We start from the raw sequence: 16560 nt of genomic DNA, 5'->3' as shown, positions 1-16560 counted from the left end.
CTCCGAGGGTGGGGAACCGATGACCGAGCCATCTACCACGGCCGCGCCTGTTGGCAGCATGATGGCGCTGATTCGCGCTATGCGCGCAGGAGAGAACGGTCCGGCTCCTCGGGGAGCCGGACCGTCGCCGCTTGCGGCGGGTGTACGTGCGCGTGGCGGCCGAGCGCCATCCTGCGGGGCTCGCCTGCGGGAGGCCCGGCGCGTCCGGATTCGGCTACGCGGGCGGGCCCGGTGGGTGCGGGTGGGCGCGGGCGGGTGCGGCAGACGCCGTAACCGCCGCTACGTCGCCGGGTTCTCGGCCGAGCCGGGGCCCGTGCCGAGGTCGCCCGCCGCGTCCTCCAGCAGGTCGGGCAGCGCCGGGACGCCGGGGACGCCCGAAGCCCCGGAGTCGTCCGGGAGGGCGCCCTGCTGCCCGTCGTCGCCCCCGCTCCGCTCCAGCCGGTCCAGCGCCGTCAGCTGCTCCTGCGACAGGGAGGCGAGCAAGCGTTCCACCTCGTCCAGCTCTCCCTGCGCCGCGTCCCGCTGCCGCATCTTCCGCTCCGTGAGCGTCTGGCGCCGGTCGAGCACTTCACGGGCCTCGCCCGCCAGGCCGTCGAGCCGCTGCTCGTTCCGGGTCAGCCGGATCACGACCGCCATCCGCCGACCCGCCGCCTGCTGGATCATGTGGCCTTCGTCGAGCGCGCTCTGCAGCCGACGGCTGAGCAGCAGCCGCAGATAGGGGGAGAGGGTGCCCGCGGACCCCTGGTACTGGTCCCGGGCGAGCCGCCCGGCGTCGTTCCGCGCGTCGGCGAGCAGCGTACGGGCCGTCACCAGCTCGCCGCCCAGCCGATGGGCCTTCGACTCCTCTACCTTGAGCTGCTGCGCGGTGGAGTTGTACGCCTCGCCTGCCTCCTCGGCCTCCCGGTACAGGGTGCGAAGCTCCGTCAGCAGCTCGCTGATCGGGCGGTCGGCGGGGTCGACCGCGACGGCCTGCGGTGGTGGGGCGGCCACCGCCAGCGCGGTGCCGGCGGCCACCACCGCCGCGCGGACCGACCGTACGAACCGTTCTGACACGGTCTCACCTCCGGTTGTTCAGGGGCGTCATCGATTCATGACGAACCATCGGAGGTGTTCCTATTGTCCGCACATCGCATTGAGCGATTCCGACCAACGAATTCACTCGTACGGTGCCGGGCGGAGTGCTACGGGCGGCCTCCGTAATAGGCGTCGAAGTTCTTCGAGAACTCCCGTCCGTTGTAGTTGTCCCAGTTGATCGACCAGGTCATCAGGCCCCGCATCGCGGGCCAGGTGCCGTGCGTCGCGTAGCCGCCGCAGTTCGTGCCCTTCGTCAGGCAGTCGAGCGCCTTGTCGACCTCGGCGGGCGGGGTGTGGCCGTTCCCCGCGTACGGGGCGGCGGGCATGCCGATGGCGACCTTCGAGGCGGGCAGTGCCGGGAAGACGTTGTTCTTGTTGCCCGCGACGGGGAAGCCGGTGAGCAGCATGTCCGTCATGGCGATGTGGAAGTCGGCGCCGCCCATGGTGTGGTACCGGCCGTCGAGTCCCATGATCGGGCCGGAGTTGTAGTCCTGGACGTGCAGCACGGTGAGGTCGTCCCGCAGGGCGTGGATGACCGGCAGATACGCCCCGGCGCGCGGGTCCTGCCCGCCCCACGGCCCGGAGCCGTAGAACTGGTAGCCGAGCTGGACGAAGAACGTCTCCGGGGCCATGGTCAGGGTGAACCCGGCTCCGTACTTCGCTTTCAGCGACTTCACCGCGGAGATCAGATTCACCACGACCGGGGACTTCGGGTTCTTGAAGTCCGTGTCGCCCGCGTCGAGGGAGAGGGAGTGGCCCTCGAAGTCGATGTCCAGCCCGTCCAGGCCGTACCGGTCGATGATCGCGCCCACCGATTCGACGAACTTGTCGCGGGCGGCGGCCGTGGTCAGCTGCACCTGCCCGTTCTGCCCGCCGATGGAGATCAGGACCTTCTTGCCGGCGGCCTGCTTGGCCTTGACAGCGGCCTGGAACTCCGCCTCACTCTCGACGTTCGGACACTCGGCGGCGGGGCAGCGGCTGAAGCGGATGTCCCCGGAGGTGGTGGAGGTGGGCTCACCGAAGGCGAGGTCGATGATGTCCCAGCTGTCGGGGACGTCGGCCAGCCGGGTGTAGCCGGAGCCGTTGGCGAAGCTCGCGTGCAGATAGCCGACGAGCGCGTGTTGGGGCAGGGCGGCACGTTCGGGGGCGGAGCCCGCGCGGGCGCCGGGGCTGGCGCCGGTGCCGGTGCCGGAGCGGGAGCCGGTGCCAACGCCGGCGTCGGCCGTGGGGGAGACGAGGCCGAGTGCGGTGAGCGCGGCGAGGGTGGCGGTCAGGGTTCTCTTACGGAGGCGCATGGGGGCTGCTCCTTGTCGAGCCATCGAGCGTCGAGCCGTCGAGCCGCTCCGTGCTCCGAGCCGTTGAGCCAGTCCGGACTCCGAGCCGGCGAGCCGTGGGGGCTTCGAACTGCCGAGCGTCGAGCCGTCGAGTGGCGGCAGCACGCAGCCAAGCAGGACTAGACCAATGCGTCAATGGTCCGTACCAAACTCCGGGGGGTGCCTCTGTGGCGTCAGCCCGGCTTCGACCAAGGCCACTTGAGGCCGCGGGAGGACCGCCCCTCCGGGTCGTACTCGTACTTCCAGCCGCGCTGCAGCCCCAGCCGCTTCGAGTAACCGGCGGGCACCCGCCGGTAGATGTGCACCGTCGGGTCACCGCCGTCCGGATCGGGCACCGGCACCTCGTAGACCTTGGGCGGGTGGCCCGTCGCCCCCAGCAGCACCGGCAGCACCCGCCCGTCCAGCGGCCCGCCCACGAAGGGCGTCTCCTCGCTTCTCACCGCACCATTCTCGCTCAGCCGCTACCGGGGGTCCCCGTGTCGGCGGGCGGGGGCGGGCCGTCCTCCGGAGCACCGCCGCCTTCCGGAGCGCCGCCGTCCTTTGGAGCACCGCCGTCCAGGAGGTGCGATGCGCCGCTCACCACGGGCAGGACCCGCCGGGCCAGAACGCCGACGGGCCCCTCCGCCGGCTCCAGCGCCAGCGCCGCGGCCGTCACCTGCGCGCTCTGCGGGTCAGTGGCCGCGCAGGCGGTCAGCAGGGCGATGAAGTTGTCGACCAGCCAGTCGCGCAGCTCGCCGACCGGGGGCTGCTTGTCCTCGTCCAGCCAGATCAGCGACGCCGCCTCGACCACCGTGATCCAGGTGCGCACCATCATCCGCAGCCGCGGGCCCGGCTCCGGTACCTCCATATGCACCAGGATCTGCTCGGCGGCGGCCCGCCGGACCCCGTCCACGATCGCGTTGGTCCGGGATGTCTCGGCGACGCTGCCGCCCTGGAGCAGCGCGGTGAAGCCCGCGTCGTGCTCGTCGACGAAGGCCAGATAGCGGTCCAGCGCGCGGCACAGGCGGCGGGTGAGGGGGCCGGTCTGCGGCTCCGCGAAGCACTGCTCCAGTTCGTCGGCCGCGCTGCGCAGCGCGGCCTCGTACAGCTGCTGCTTGCCGCCGGGGAAGTAGCGGTAGACGAGCGGGCGGGAGACCTCGGCCGCGTGGGCGACGTCGTCCAACGAGACGTCCTCCGGGGCACGATGGGCGAACAGCCCCAGCGCGGCGGCGAGCAGCTGGGCCCTGCGCTGCTCTACGGACATCCGGCGGTACGCCACGTCTCCTTCGCCGCGGTGGTGGTGCCGTGCCGACGGGGAGGTTCCGCCCTCCTGGGCTCGGCCGTTTCTGCCGGACGTGTCCTCGGGTGCGTAGCGGCCTGTCATGTCCGGCAGCGTAGCCGTCCCCTCACGGTGGGGCAGGCCCGGGTGAGTGTGCGCCTCTGATGGCGGCGACGGCCTCACCCTCGGCCCTCGTACGGGCCCTCGGGCGGGGCGGGCCGCACCGCGCCCGCTGGTGGACCCGCCCCGTCACGCCAGCAGACCGGAGCTGCGCCACAGCCTGCGGCCCACGCCCTGCATCAGGCCGATCTCGTCGAGGAAGTCCGTCAGCCGCTTGGCCCCGGTCTGCATCACCTCGCGCCGGTGCCTGCTCGCCTTCACCTGCGCCAGGGCCTCGCGCCGGTCGAGGCCGACGTCCGTGTACACCTGCGGGTTGATGAAGGCGATGGAGAAGACGCGGGCCGCGTGGCCGGAGCTGACGCGCGTCAGTTCGGCCTCCCAGCGCGGGCAGGAGACCATCTGGCGGCGCAGCTCCTCACGCGCGTACCGCACGTGCCGGGCCTCCTCCACCACATGGATACGGGTGACGCCGCGGACGAGTGACTGCACCCGCTCGTCCGGGAACGTCAGCCGCTGCATGTGGTCGAGGATCTCCTCACCGAGCAGCGTGCAGGCGAACGAACCGGGCGTCGTCGAGATGGTCTTGAGGACGCGGGCGAGGTTGTGGTGCAGCCGCGTGACCGGGTACGCGCGCGTGCCGCTCTTCTGGATCATTCGGGCGAACATCTTGGAGTGCCGGCACTCGTCCGCGATCTCGGTGAGGGCGTAGCGGACATGGGCGCTGGTCGCCGGTTTGTCGTAGATGTGCCGAACGAGCAGCTGCATCAGGATGATCTCGAACCAGATGCCGAGGGAGGCGAGCGACGCGGCCTCGTGCCGGGACAGTTCGATGCGCTGCTCCTCCGACATCCTCCGCCACAGCGGGGTGCCGTAGAGCGAGACGAGCTCCGGCGGCCAGTGCCATTTGCCCTCCTCGAACGGGGCCTCCCAGTCGAGTTCGGTGTCCGGGTCGAAGGAGTGCTTCGCCGAGGATTCGAGCAGCCGCTCGGCGACCTGCTCTCGTTCCCGGAGCTGCCCGAGGGCGTCCCGGAGTTCGGCGTTGTCGGGCACGGTCGTCATCGCTGAGAGCACCTCGCTTGTCGGTTACCCGCGGTTCGAATTTATGAGACTGCTTGTCAGCAAGCTCGTCAATCCCCTGTGCGCAACTTGTTGACCGTGCGGTAACAGACGTGTGAGCCTGCCAACTATCCGCCCCCCGTACGGGAGTTTCAGGCGAAGGAGGCGTCGATGACGACGCACGAGCTCTACGCGCACGATCCGGGCCAGGGACAGGGTCAGGTGCAGGGCCGGCGGGAGTGGCAGGTGCCGGCCTCCGGCGCGGCCCGCTTCAGCTGGGAAGCCATGTACCCGGGTCAGGAGGACGGCTCCGGCCGCGACCGGCTGCTGTCCCTCTACCAGAAGGGCAAGGACAAGCAGTGGGACGGCGCCAAGCGGATCGACTGGGACCTGGAGGTGGACCCGTACGACCCGCTCGGCACCCCCGATGAGTCGCTGGCGCTGTACGGCACCCGGCACTGGGACAGGATGACCGAGCAGGACAAGGCGGAGCTGCGGCGGCACTACGCCTCCTGGCAGTTCAGCCAGTTCCTGCACGGCGAGCAGGGCGCGATGGTGTGCGCGGCCCGCATCGTCGAGTCGGCCCCCGACCTGGACGCGAAGTTCTACTCCGCGACCCAGACCATGGACGAGGCGCGGCACGCGGAGATCTACGGCCGCTTCCTGGACGAGAAGATCGGGATGCTCTACCCGATCAACGACAACCTCCAGGCCCTGCTCGGTGACACGCTCCGCGACTCCCGCTGGGACATGCCGTACCTGGGCATGCAGGTGCTCATCGAGGGCCTGGCGCTGGCGGCCTTCGGCATGATCCGTGACACCACCACCAAGCCGCTGCCCCAGCAGATCCTCGCGTACGTCATGCAGGACGAGGCCCGGCACGTCGCCTTCGGACGGATGGCGCTGCGCGACTACTACAAGCAGCTCAGCGACGCCGAGCTCCGCGAACGCGAGGAGTTCGTGATCGAGGGCTGCTACCTGATGCGCGACCGGCTCCGCGGCACCGAGGTCCTGGAGAACTTCGGCATCCCGCCGCAGGAGGCCGTCGAGTACACCGAGCAGTCCGAGTTCCTGCACCTCTTCCGAAAGCTGCTGTTCAGCCGGATCGTGCCGTGCGTGAAGGACATCGGGCTGTGGGGCGAGCGACTTCAGCAGGCGTACGTCGACATGGGCGTCTTCGATCTCGGTGACTCCAACCTCGATCTGCTGATGGCGCAGGACGAGGAGCTGGCCGAAAAGCTGGACGCGGAGCGCTTCGCGGAGGAGGAGGCAGCGCGGACGGCGGAGGTGACGGAGGCGATCATGGCGGGCGCGGCGACCGAGGCCTGAGCCGCGAGGCCTGAGCTGCGAGGCCTGAGCTGCGAGGCCTGAGCTGCGGCGCCGCCCGCGCCCTGCCGCCCGCCTCACGACATGCGACGGTGCTCCTTCCCGCAAACAGGGGAACCGGAAGGCGCGCGCCCGTTCTAGCCGAGCGGCGCGCGGACCTCGTCGCGTATGCCGTCGACCTTCTGCGCGAACGCTTCGAGGTCGATGGAGCCCGGCGATTCGGCCGCGTTCTCGGCACTGTTCTCCACCACGGCCGAGACCGTTCCGGAGTCGGCCCAGACACACATCGGCGCGTTGCCATCGCCCTCGTCCAGGATCATCACCTGACACTTCAGCGACTCGTCCGAGCCGGTCGGGGTGATCTCCCGTGGCTCGACGGTGACTTCGCCCCCCTCGCTCCGCGCGGTGCCGCGGAGGAGGCTGTCCCTGGCCGTCTCCGGGTCGTCGATCCTGCCGTACATGCCCATGACCACGAGTGTGTCCGCGCCCGCGGCGTACCGGCCTGCCGAGGACTTCATGTCGTGCTCGTTCGCGCCGTTCTGCCGGCCGTCCATGGCCTTGTCCATCGTGCTGCTCAGATCCTGCTCCAGCCTGTACTTCCCGTCGGCAACGGTCTTCGGCACGGTGAGCTTGTACTCGGGCGCCGAGTTCGTCGCCGACGATGACCCCCCGCCGGTCAGCGCCCTATTGACGCCGCCGCCGACGATGAAGAGGCCGACCAACACGCTCAGGACGATCCCGACGATTTTCCCGGGGTTCGGCTGCCGCGGGGGAGGCATCATGGGCGGCTGCCCCCACCCGCCCGGCTGACCCGGCTGACCTGGATGGCCCTGTGCGTAGGGCGCGTGTGGCGGATAGGGCATCTGCTGGGGTATCTGCGGCTGCTGTGGCTGCGGCCCGCCGTACCCGTACCCCTGCGGCGGCTGGGGCTGCTGCGGCTGACCGTACGGCGGCTGACCGTACTGGGGCTGTCCGTACTGCGGCGCGCCGAATCCGGGGCCCGGAGGCTGCTGGGGTGTGGTCATGGCAGTGCTGTCTCCCTGGTCGGTGGAGTGCAGGCGCGCAGTATGGTTCGGCGATTACCGTACAAGACCTCGCACCCGTCGCCGGTCCCTCGGTGAGCGGAGTGCAACTCGCTTCTTACGGAGGGGAAATGGCGCGCTGACGGCCGCGCCCTAACGTCGTTCGCGTGACGGGGAAAACCAAGCGGACGACCGGCCGCTTCGCGCTTTCACTGCCCGGCTGGAACACCATCCGCGGGCGGGTCGCCGTCGTGCTGGCCGTACCGACCTGCCTGCTGCTGGTGCTCACCGGGCTCGCAGTCGCCGACCGCGGCGCCGACTGGGCCGCCGCGCGCGAGACCCGGGGGCAGGTGGACCTCGTACTCCAGGTGCAGGCGCTCGTGCACGAGCTTCAGCGCGAACGCGGCCTCACCAATGGCCTGTTGGGTGGTGCCCGCCAGTACCGGGACGATGTGACGGAGCAGCGCGAGCGCTCCGACCAGGCCCGCACCGACCTCGCCGCGCTCCTCGCCGAAGGCCACGCCGACACCGCGTCGGCGGTCGAGGGAGCCCGTACCCGCCTCGCAGGGCTGGCCGCCGTACGGACCGAGGTCGACGGCGGAACCGCACCCCGCGGCCGGACCTTGGACTTCTACACCTCCGTCATCACCGCGTTGATCAAGGCGAAATCGGCCGACGGCGACACCGCCGCCCGCGGCGACCGGAGGCTGGCGGACGGAATGGACACGCTCCAGGCGCTCGCCGACGGATCCGAGTCCGTGGCGCTGGAGCGCGGTTCGCTCAACGGGGTCTTCGCGGCCGGGCGCTTCCGGGGCACCGAATATCTGGACTTCACGGAGGTGCGGGCCGCCCGCGTCGCCGCCCTCCGGCAGTACGGGCAGTCGGCGTCCCCGGCCCAGCAAAAGGCACTGGCCCGGGCGCTGACGACCGACGACGCCGAAAGGGCCACCGAACTGGAGAAGCGCGCGGCCGGCGGAGCGGACGGATCCCGGCTCAGGGCCGACCCGGATGAGTGGTGGCGGTCGATGACCGTTCTCGTCGACGACCTCTACGCCGTCCAGAAGGGTGTCGGCACGGACGTGAGGGCTCGGGCCGGGCAGCTCAGCGATGACGCGACCGACCAGCTCGTGGGCTTCCTCGGCCTCGGCGTGCTGATCGTCGCCGTCGCCACCGCCCTCGCCGTGCTCGCGGCCCGCTCCATCACGCGACCGCTCGGCGCGCTGGCAAGGGAGGCGGACGAGGTGGCGGGCAGCCGGCTGCCCGAGGCGGTCCTCCGCATCCAGGAGGCCGACCCGGAGACCGCCGGGGAACTCGCGCCCGTATCGCAGGAGCCCGCCGTGCACGACAGCGCGGAGGAGATCGCCCAGCTCGCCACGGCGCTCCGCAATGTGGAACGGACCGCTGTAGGCCTCGCCGCCGAGCAGGCCGTACTCCGCCGCAACAGCTCCGAGTCGCTCGCCAACCTCGGCCGCCGCAACCAGAACCTGCTCCGCCGCCAGCTCGGTCTGATCACCGCGCTGGAGAGCCAGGAGGTCGACCCGGACGCGCTGGCCGAGCTGTTCGAGCTCGACCATCTCGCCACCCGGATGCGCCGCAACGCGGAATCGCTTCTCGTGCTGGTGGGGGAGCACGCGCCGCCGCGCGTCTGGGCGGGTACGGCCGGCGCGCTCGAGGTGGTCCAGTCGGCGGTCGCGGAAGTCGAGCAGTACCGGAGGGTGGCGGCCACCGATGTCGAACCGTGCCGCATCCGCGGCCACGCCGTCGCCGAACTGTCGCATCTGCTCGCCGAGTTGATCGAGAACGCCCTGGTCTTCTCGCCGCCGCAGCTCCCCGTCGAGGTGTACGGCTGGGTCGACGGCGAGGAATACTGCTTCGCCGTCGTCGACCGTGGTGTCGGTATGACCGCCGATGAACTCGCCCGTTCCAACGCCCGTATCGCGGGCCGGGAGAGCGTTCTCGTCGCTCCCACCCGCTTCCTCGGCCACTACGTCGTCGGCAGGCTCGCCGCCCGACTCGGCGCGCAGGTCGAGCTCCGAGAGACCGAGGGCTCCGGCATCACCGCGTACGTGGCCCTGCCACCCGCGCTGGTCGCCGTACCCGCCCACGCCCACCACCCACCGGGCCCCGACCAGGTCAGGTCCCTGCTCAACGGCTTCCGCGAGGGTGTCGCCCGCGGGGCAGCCGGAAAGGACAGCGCATGACGATCACCACCGGCGCTCCGCCCACCGGCGAGGCGCAGAACTTCAACTGGCTCATCGGCGAGTTCGTCCGTACGGTCCACGGCGTCGTCGACGCGGTCTCCGTCTCGTCCGACGGGCTGCTGATGGCCGCCTCCGACTCCCTGGGCCGTGACCGCGCCGACCACCTCGCCGCCGTCGTCTCCGGTATCACCAGCCTCGCCCTGGGCGCGGCCCGGGCGCACGGCCGGCACGGCGGCGGGGGCGTCAAGCTGGTGATGGTCGAGATGTACGGCGGTTTTCTGCTGGTCACCACGGTCCGGGACGGAAGCTGCCTGGGCGTGCTGGCCGCGGAGGGCAGTGACATCGGCATGATCGGCTACGAGATGGGGGTCCTGTCCGACCGCGTCGGCGGCCTGCTCACTCCCCAGCTGGTCGCCGAACTCCAGGTGGCCGCCCCTCGATAGGGCCGTGCTCAGGGCGCTGCGCTCAACGCCCTGTGCGCAACAGCCTGCGCTCACGTCGTGCGCTGCCCAGCAGGACGCCGTGCGCCCGGACGCCGTGCGCTCAGGTCGCTGTGCCCAGCAGGTCGCCGTGCTCGGAACGGCTCAGCGCAGGGCCGCCTGCATGACCTCACGGGCGATCGGCGCCGCGCTGCCGCCCCCGCTGATGTCGGCGCGGTTCGCCTCCGCGTCCTCGACGACCACCGCCACCGCGATCGCCGGTTCGCGCGCGTCCTCGGCCTGTGCCCAAGAGATGAACCAGGCATACGGAATGCCGGAGTTATCCGTTCCGTGCTGCGCCGTGCCCGTCTTCCCGCCGACCTCCACGCCGTCGATCGCGGCGTTGGTCCCGGTGCCGTGGGCGACGGCGGAGACCATCAGCTCCTTGAGCTGCATCGCCGTTCCCGGGCTCATCGCCTGCCGGTGGGACCGCGGCCGGTTCACCGCCACCGTACGGCCGTCCGATGTCGTCACCTTGTGCACCAGGTAGGGCTTCTTGAGGTCGCCGCCGTTCGCGACCGCCGCCGCGACCATGGCCATCTCCAGCGGGGTCGCCCTGGTGTCGTACTGGCCGATGGAGGAGAGCGCGACCTGCGCCTTGTCCATCGAGGTGTCGAAGTTGCTCCTGGCCACCCGGGCCGGGACCCGCAGACCGCTGTCGTTGAAACCGAACTTCTCCGCCGCCTCGGCCATCCCGCGCAGGCCCACGTCCACCCCGAGGTGAGCGAAGACGGTGTTGCAGGACACCTCGAACGCGTGCAGCAGGGTCGCGTCCTGGCAGCCGCCCGCCTCGTTGGTGAGCCGGGTCCTGGTGTTCGGCAGGGTGTACGGGTCCGGGGCCCCGGTCCTCGAGCGGATGCCGTTCACGACGCCCGAGTCGAGCGTCGCCGCCGCCGTCACCACCTTGAAGGTCGAGCCGGGCGGATACGTCTGGCGCAGTGCGCGGTTGAGCATCGGCATACTCGAACGCCCGTTCAGGTCGGCCCAGGCGTTGGTGACGGAGGACCCGGTGCCGGACAGCACGCCGGGGTCGTACGAGGGGGTGCTGGCGAGTGCCAGGATCTTGCCGGTGGCGGGCTGGATCGCGGCGACCGCGCCCCGTTTCCCGCCGAGGCCGTTGAAGGCGGCCTTCTGCACGGCGGCCCTGATGGTGGTGTACACCCTGCCGCCGGGGTGCTGCTCGCGGGTGAGTTCGTTCCACAGCGGCACCTGGGCGAGCCGCGAGTCGGTGCCGCTGAGGACGTCGTCCTCGGCGTTCTCGATGAGCGAGGTGCCATACGTCTGCGAGGCGTAGCCGGTGACCGGCGCGTACAGCGGGCCGTTCCGGTACGTGCGCTCGTAGCGCAGCGCCTCCCCGGTGTCCTCGGACCCGGTGACGGGCTTGCCGCTGACGAAGATGTTGCCGCGCGGCTGGTCGTAACGCGCGATCGTCAGGCGGCGGTTGGCCGGGTCGTGGTCGTAGTCGTCAGCCTCGAGGACCTGGATACGGGAGACGTTGAGCAGCAGCGCCAGCAGCAGGAGCAGGCAGAGCGCGGCCGCGCGCCGGATGTAGCGGATCACTCCCGGTCCTCCCCGTCCGTGTCCCGGCCGGCGGGCGGGCCCGCACCCGGGGCAGAACCCGGATCGGCACCGGAACCCGCACCCGCGTCGGCACCGGCATTGGCCCCCGCGTCGGCACCGGCATTGGCCCCCGGGTCGGCGACCGACGCGATGACGCCCGTCTCGGCAGCGGTCGGTCGCGGCCGGCGAGCGGAGTCGCTGAGCAGGATGAGCAGCGCGACGATGATCCAGTTGGTGACGACCGACGAGCCGCCCTGGGCGAGGAACGGCATCGGCATGCCGGTGAGCGGGATCAGGCCCGTCACCCCGCCCGCGATCACAAAGACCTGGAGCGCGACGATCGAGGCGAGGCCGATGGCGAGCAGCCTGCCGAAGGTGTCGCGGATCGCCAGGCCCGCCCGGTAGCCGCGGGCCACCAGCAGTGCGTACACCAGGAAGATCGCGGAGAGCCCCCACAGTCCCAGTTCCTCGCCGGCCGTGGCGAGGATGAAGTCGGACTTGGCGGCGAAGCCGATGAGGATGGAGTGCCCTTGGCCGAGGCCCTCGCCGAGCATGCCGCCCGCGGCGAAGGCGAACAGCGACTGGGCGAGCTGTCCGGGCCCCTGTCCTGCCTCGATGCTGGCGAACGGATGGAGCCAGGTCTCGACCCGGCTGTGGACATGTGGTTCGAGGGAGCCGACAGCGACGGCGCCCACCGCGGCGAGCAGCAGGCCCACCGCGATCCAGCCGGTCCGGCCGGTGGCCACATAGAGCATGATCACGAAAAGGCCGAAGAAGAGCAGCGAGGTGCCCAAGTCGCGTTCCAGGACGAGGACGAGGACGCTGGCGAGCCAGATGGCGGCGATCGGGCCCAGCACACGGCCGGTGGGGAACTGAAGTTTCCAGATGCGCCGGCCGGTATAGGCGAGGGCGTTCCGGTTCGCGGCGAGATAGGCGGCGAAGAAGACGGCGAGCAGGATCTTGGCGAACTCCCCGGGCTGGAAGGAGAGGCCCCCGACCCGGATCCAGATCTTGGCGCCGTTGATGGCGGGGAAGAAGATCGGCACGATCAGAAGGAGGAGCGCGGCGGCCACGCACACGTACGCGTAGCGCTGGAGGACCCGGTGGTCGACCAGCAACACGACGACCGCGATGAAGAAGGCGACGCCGAGGGTCGACCACACCAGCTGGGTGGGGGCGGCCTCGTTGTCGGGGGTCTCCAGGTCGAGGCGGTAGATGAGGACGAGGCCGAGGCCGTTGAGCAGCACGGCGATGGGGAGCAGCAGGGGGTCCGCATACGGGGCGCGGAACCGGACGGCGAGATGGGCGAGGAGGGCGAGGACGCCCAGCCCCGCGCCGTAGCCGGCCGCGCCGCGCGGTACGGCCCCGTCCTCGGCGAGTCCGACCTCGATATAGCCGAAGACGGAGATGAGTACGGCTCCGACGAGCAGCGCCAGTTCGACACCTCTGCGTCTGGGGAGCCGTAGCGCCGGAGGTGGCGCGTCCGCCGTCGTTGCGCTCATGCGAGGCAACGTAGCAAGCGGTGGGGTTTATATGCGTTATGTCGGTGCCGGGTGGCCGGAGAGTCCGTCACCGGGCCTGTCCCGGCGGGTGCTCGGGAGCGGGCCGGGTGACGGACTCTCGCCGCCCGGGGTCGTCCGGGGGCGGGTCCGGCGCATGGCCGTGGCCCCCGAGCGCGGTGCGCTCGAGGGCCACGGCCAGATGTCCCGGTGGTGGATCAGCACCAGGCCGGGGCAGGACCGATGTTCCGGATGTAGCGGGCGGACGCCCAGGCCCACTTGCCGTCAGCGAGGAGGTACCAGCGCGGGTTGCCGTTCACCACCTGGCTTCTGACCTTGCACTTGATGCCAACGACCGTGCCGTACGGGACGCCACCGACGACCTTGGCCTTGCGGCTGGGGCCGTCCCGCAGCAGCAGACCGGTCCTGGCGATCACACGCCCCTTGTAGGGGGCGCGCCAGTGGCCCTTGCCCTTGCCATAGCCGTGGGAGGACGCGTGGTGGCCCTTGCCCTTGCCCTTGCCATAGCCGTCGGCGGGCGCCGCCACGGCCGGGCTGATCGCGGTGATGGTGGCGAGGACGCCGGTGGCGGCGAAGACCGCGAGCTTGCTGAGCTTCGACTGAAGCATCTGTTCTTTCCTCCTGCGGAGGTCAATCCCGCTACGGGACATGTGAACACCAGGTGCCGGAGCGACAGCGGCCGGGGTTGTGCCCTGAAGGGGCGACACCCCGGCCTACCTGACGGCGAGCTGGATGATGGTCGTGACACAAATCGGACCAACCCGCACAAATCATGCTAGAAAGGTTGCTCATTGCGTGCAACTCGCCACTCTGTGTTATTGAAGATGTCGCGGGCGGCGGAGTCACCGTGCGGCGCGAATTGCATGGCGCACTATCAGAAGCCGTGCGTGCAGGCGCTGTCCGTGGAGGTTCTGTCCCCCGGATGGCTCAGCGGGGAGCCGTGGGGTGAAGTGAACCGGTGGGCGTGTGCTCGGCCGCTTATCCGTCCGCTGTTCCGGTGATCTGCTGGTCCGGATATTCGGTCCTGTGACCCCGGCGATGCGTGATCCCGGCGACCCGGTGACGCAGCGACCCGGCCGCCCCGCTGCTCTGCGGTCCGTGGGTCCGAAGGTCGGCCGGTCTGCGGTGCGCTGACTTTCCGTTAGTCGGCCGAGTTCTCGATGGCTTCGGCCTCGCGCTGCAGCCTGCCCAGAACGCTTCCCGGGTCGCCGTCCTTCTTCACGGTGCTGCCGATGGCCGGCTTGAGCTCGGCGACCGTAGAGCCCCATGACTTCTTGCCGACCGGAAACAGCTCCGCTCCCTGCAACTGGTCCAGGAATTCCCAGACTTCCTTGTTGTTCTCGTCGGAGCGCATCGCGTCGAACGCGTCGTTGGTCACCGGAAGGAGGTCGTACTGATCGGCGAACTTGAGGACGTTCTTCTTGCTGTAGGCGAAGTCGAGGAATTGGCCGATCTCCTCGCGGTGGCCGTTCTTCTTGAATGCCATCATCCAGTCGGCCACGCCGGTCGTCGCCTCGGACTGCCCGTCCTTGCCGGGCAGCGGGGCTATACCGAAATCGATGCCGTTCTCCTGAGCCAGCTGCATCAGTGTCGGGTGGCCGTTGAGCATGGCGACATCGCCGCGGGTGAAAGCGTCGAACGCGTCCTGCCGGTTGGTCTTGTCCGGTTCCGGATTCGTCAGTCCCTTGCCGACCAATTCGTCACGCAGCCATTCGAAGGTGCGGACGTTCTCCGGCGAGTCGATGGTGTAGCTGCCGATGGTGTCGGTGTAGCCGCCGCCACCGCTGAGCATCCAGTTCAGCGTCTCGGCCTGCGGCTCTTCCGGGCCGAGTGGCAGTGCGTACGGCACCTTCACGCCCAGGCTCTTCAGTGCGGCGGCGTCCGTCGCCAGCTGGCTCCATGTCGACGGCGGGTCCGGTATGCCGGCCTTCGCCAGAAGCTTCTTGTTGTAGAAGAGCACCCGAGTGCTGGCGACGAAAGGTATGCCGTACTGGACCCGGCGCACCTTGCCCGCATCAGCGAGGCTGGGGATGAACGAGGCCTGGGTGGGGATGGAGAGCATCTGGTCGGCGCTGTACAGCTTGCCCTTGGCTGCATAGTCGGCGTACCCGCCGATCTGGGCGATATCAGGGGCATCGCCGCGCTTGACCATATCGGCGACTTTCTTGTCGACCTCGCTCCAGCTGTAGACGTCGACATCCACCGTGATGCCCGGGTGCTTGAACTCGAACTCTCCGGCCAGCTGGTCCCAGTACCGCTTCGAGCTGTTGCCCGACCGGTCGCCGTAATCGGCCGCGACCAGCTTGAGAGTGACGCCCTTGCCGTCGAGGGCCGCGTCGTCGCCACAAGCCGTCAGCGTCAGCGCCAGGGTGGTAGTCGCGACACTCATCGATATGAAGCCCAAGTACCGCCGCTGCACTGCCATTACCGCCTCTTGCTCAGAAATCGCCACTCGCCGCGCCGGAGGCGTCCCCATCCGGCACGAGAGTGGAGTCTCTCTCGCAACCCACCGCGAGGTCCAGCTCACGGCGCGTATCGCTTCGGTATCGAACCAGCCGTATGTGCCTTGATCAGGGTTGCCCGTGGATGTGCGCGGAGTCGAGCACGGCGTCGCCGGGGTCGTCGCTCAGAGTGGACCGGTGGGAACGATACGTAAAGGGCGGCAATAAGACCGTATCGCGGTGTTTTGCAGTTTTCTCGGCCGGATGTGGGGCGGCCGCGCGCACTGACGGCCGGGGCGGTCCCGGCATCTCCGCGGGGTTCCCAAGCCTCCGGTGGAGGAAGGGCTGGACAGCTGACCGCCGAGCGCCCGCCCGGGCGGTACCGGGGCCGATGTCGTCGTGTACTCGTGCCGGTATCAGTCCAGGACGGCGGCCGATACCCCTTCGTGGCGCAAGCCTGACGCTGGAAGGCCGGTTCCTCCTGGCCCGGGCCCGCCATCCCGCCGATTCTCCACACCGCCCGGTAGTTCGCGCAGTACGGCGGCGAGAAGTTGTCGCGGAATAGCGGATGGCCGAATTCCGAATTTGAGTTCGATGGTTCTGTGGCTATGCTGAGGCCTTCGTTGATCAACCAACTCACGGGGCAGGAAAAGAAGTTGAGCATCACACGAAAGACCGTCACCGGCCTTGTCGCGGGCGGCGTCGTAGCAGCTTCGCTGTTCGCCGGTACGTCGGCGAACGCGGCGAAAAGGGAGCACGTCCTGGACGACTCCTCGTCGACGCCGCGCGTCATTGTGCTGTCTGCGGACACGGCGAGCGACAAGGTCTATTCCGTCGCGGGTATTTACACGACTCCCCAGGCCGGGCCTTACTACATGCGTAAGATGCTCCAGAAGCCCGGCGAAACGGCCAAGCCCTGGGGCGGATGGGAGAAGGCGAAGCGGGATTCGATACCGGACCACTTCGGCTACCCCAACCGGATTGAGTGGAAGCTGGCGAGCAACGGTGTGAAGCTCCCCAATGGCACCCGGATATCCGTCCAGATCAAGGGGAGCGGCAGCACTCCGGCATTCAAGATCTGACCGGCATTCACCATCTGAACAGCGTGCAGCGGTAACCCGAGGGCCGCCTGGATATCCAGGCGGCCCTCGGGGCACTTCGGACTACGC

At 69.8% G+C, this 16560-nt stretch carries 14 protein-coding genes and 1 pseudogene; 5 read left to right on the top strand and 10 right to left on the bottom strand.

Annotation, left to right across the window (positions count from 1 at the left end; genetic code table 11):
- Positions 1-279: 279 nt before the first annotated feature.
- The 5 genes and pseudogenes from ABZW18_RS31975 to ABZW18_RS31955 all read right to left on the bottom strand — a co-directional run bounded on the left by ABZW18_RS31975 (position 280) and on the right by ABZW18_RS31955 (position 4845).
- Entirely contained in the window at positions 280-1053 is a 774-nt protein-coding gene (locus tag ABZW18_RS31975; RefSeq protein ID WP_356194346.1) for a hypothetical protein, read from the bottom strand.
- 128 nt (positions 1054-1181) lie between these two features.
- Positions 1182-2204, bottom strand: a pseudogene (locus ABZW18_RS31970) (chitinase); the annotation flags it as partial.
- A gap of 377 nt (positions 2205-2581) precedes the next feature.
- Positions 2582-2848, bottom strand: coding sequence for a hypothetical protein (locus ABZW18_RS31965; protein ID WP_356194343.1), 267 nt, complete (start codon positions 2846-2848; stop codon positions 2582-2584).
- Positions 2849-2862: 14 nt separating this feature from the next.
- Entirely contained in the window at positions 2863-3651 is a 789-nt protein-coding gene (locus tag ABZW18_RS31960) for a TetR/AcrR family transcriptional regulator (RefSeq protein ID WP_356194349.1), read from the bottom strand.
- A 264-nt stretch (positions 3652-3915) separates the two neighbouring features.
- Positions 3916-4845, bottom strand: a complete 930-nt coding sequence (locus tag ABZW18_RS31955) for a diiron oxygenase (protein ID WP_356194342.1) — start codon at positions 4843-4845, stop codon at positions 3916-3918.
- Between the two features lie 168 nt (positions 4846-5013).
- On the opposite strand from ABZW18_RS31955, the gene ABZW18_RS31950 reads away from it, so the two are divergent.
- Complete coding sequence (locus ABZW18_RS31950; protein ID WP_356194340.1) at positions 5014-6171, top strand: ferritin-like domain-containing protein; 1158 nt, start codon at positions 5014-5016, stop codon at positions 6169-6171.
- Positions 6172-6305: 134 nt separating this feature from the next.
- Here ABZW18_RS31950 and ABZW18_RS31945 read toward each other — a convergent pair whose 3' ends face one another.
- A complete protein-coding gene (locus ABZW18_RS31945) occupies positions 6306-6893 on the bottom strand; it encodes a hypothetical protein (protein ID WP_356194337.1) in 588 nt (195 codons plus the stop codon).
- Between the two features lie 99 nt (positions 6894-6992).
- Here ABZW18_RS31945 and ABZW18_RS31940 point away from each other — a divergent pair, with 99 nt between their 5' ends.
- The 3 genes from ABZW18_RS31940 (at position 6993) to ABZW18_RS31930 (ending at position 9834) form a co-directional block, all read left to right on the top strand.
- Positions 6993-7289 (top strand): hypothetical protein, encoded by a 297-nt coding sequence (locus ABZW18_RS31940; RefSeq protein ID WP_356194336.1) that lies wholly within the window; start codon positions 6993-6995, stop codon positions 7287-7289.
- 68 nt (positions 7290-7357) lie between these two features.
- Positions 7358-9391, top strand: coding sequence for a nitrate- and nitrite sensing domain-containing protein (locus ABZW18_RS31935; protein WP_356194333.1), 2034 nt, complete (start codon positions 7358-7360; stop codon positions 9389-9391).
- On the top strand, positions 9388-9834 hold the full coding sequence (locus tag ABZW18_RS31930; protein ID WP_356194330.1) for a roadblock/LC7 domain-containing protein: 447 nt from the start codon (positions 9388-9390) through the stop codon (positions 9832-9834). Before ABZW18_RS31935 ends, ABZW18_RS31930 begins: the two co-directional genes overlap by 4 nt.
- Before the next feature lie 141 nt (positions 9835-9975).
- Here the strand turns inward: ABZW18_RS31930 and ABZW18_RS31925 are convergent, their stop codons facing one another.
- The 4 genes from ABZW18_RS31925 to ABZW18_RS31910 all read right to left on the bottom strand — a co-directional run bounded on the left by ABZW18_RS31925 (position 9976) and on the right by ABZW18_RS31910 (position 15339).
- Entirely contained in the window at positions 9976-11430 is a 1455-nt protein-coding gene (locus tag ABZW18_RS31925) for a penicillin-binding transpeptidase domain-containing protein (protein WP_356194328.1), read from the bottom strand.
- A complete protein-coding gene (locus ABZW18_RS31920) occupies positions 11427-12932 on the bottom strand; it encodes an FtsW/RodA/SpoVE family cell cycle protein (RefSeq protein WP_356194326.1) in 1506 nt (501 codons plus the stop codon). Before ABZW18_RS31920 ends, ABZW18_RS31925 begins: the two co-directional genes overlap by 4 nt.
- Positions 12933-13147: 215 nt before the next feature.
- Positions 13148-13558: an SH3 domain-containing protein gene (locus ABZW18_RS31915; RefSeq protein WP_356194323.1), complete on the bottom strand. Its 411-nt coding sequence runs from the start codon at positions 13556-13558 to the stop codon at positions 13148-13150.
- A 533-nt stretch (positions 13559-14091) separates the two neighbouring features.
- The gene (locus ABZW18_RS31910; protein WP_356194320.1) at positions 14092-15339 is read right to left on the bottom strand and encodes an extracellular solute-binding protein; all 1248 of its coding nucleotides are present in this window, start codon (positions 15337-15339) and stop codon (positions 14092-14094) included.
- Positions 15340-16047: 708 nt separating this feature from the next.
- Between ABZW18_RS31910 and ABZW18_RS31905 the strand changes: the two genes are divergently transcribed.
- The gene (locus tag ABZW18_RS31905; protein WP_356194318.1) at positions 16048-16473 is read left to right on the top strand and encodes a hypothetical protein; all 426 of its coding nucleotides are present in this window, start codon (positions 16048-16050) and stop codon (positions 16471-16473) included.
- The last annotated feature ends 87 nt before the right edge of the window (positions 16474-16560 follow it).

It is taken from the genome of Streptomyces sp. NPDC004647 (assembly GCF_040609575.1).
GTDB lineage: Bacteria > Actinomycetota > Actinomycetes > Streptomycetales > Streptomycetaceae > Streptomyces.
Note: the sequence above shows the minus strand (reverse complement) of the source record. Positions and strands in the feature narration are given on the sequence as shown.

Excerpts from the sequence above, each read along its gene's own strand:
- ABZW18_RS31960 (WP_356194349.1), bottom strand. The coding sequence starts at position 3,651 with ATGTCCGTAGAGCAGCGCAGGGCCCAGCTGCTCGCCGCCGCGCTGGGG.
- ABZW18_RS31955 (WP_356194342.1), bottom strand. The coding sequence starts at position 4,845 with ATGACGACCGTGCCCGACAACGCCGAACTCCGGGACGCCCTCGGGCAG.
- ABZW18_RS31950 (WP_356194340.1), top strand. The coding sequence starts at position 5,014 with ATGACGACGCACGAGCTCTACGCGCACGATCCGGGCCAGGGACAGGGT.
- ABZW18_RS31940 (WP_356194336.1), top strand. The coding sequence starts at position 6,993 with ATGGCCCTGTGCGTAGGGCGCGTGTGGCGGATAGGGCATCTGCTGGGG.
- ABZW18_RS31930 (WP_356194330.1), top strand. The coding sequence starts at position 9,388 with ATGACGATCACCACCGGCGCTCCGCCCACCGGCGAGGCGCAGAACTTC.
- ABZW18_RS31920 (WP_356194326.1), bottom strand. The coding sequence starts at position 12,932 with ATGAGCGCAACGACGGCGGACGCGCCACCTCCGGCGCTACGGCTCCCC.
- ABZW18_RS31915 (WP_356194323.1), bottom strand. The coding sequence starts at position 13,558 with ATGCTTCAGTCGAAGCTCAGCAAGCTCGCGGTCTTCGCCGCCACCGGC.
- ABZW18_RS31910 (WP_356194320.1), bottom strand. The coding sequence starts at position 15,339 with ATGAGTGTCGCGACTACCACCCTGGCGCTGACGCTGACGGCTTGTGGC.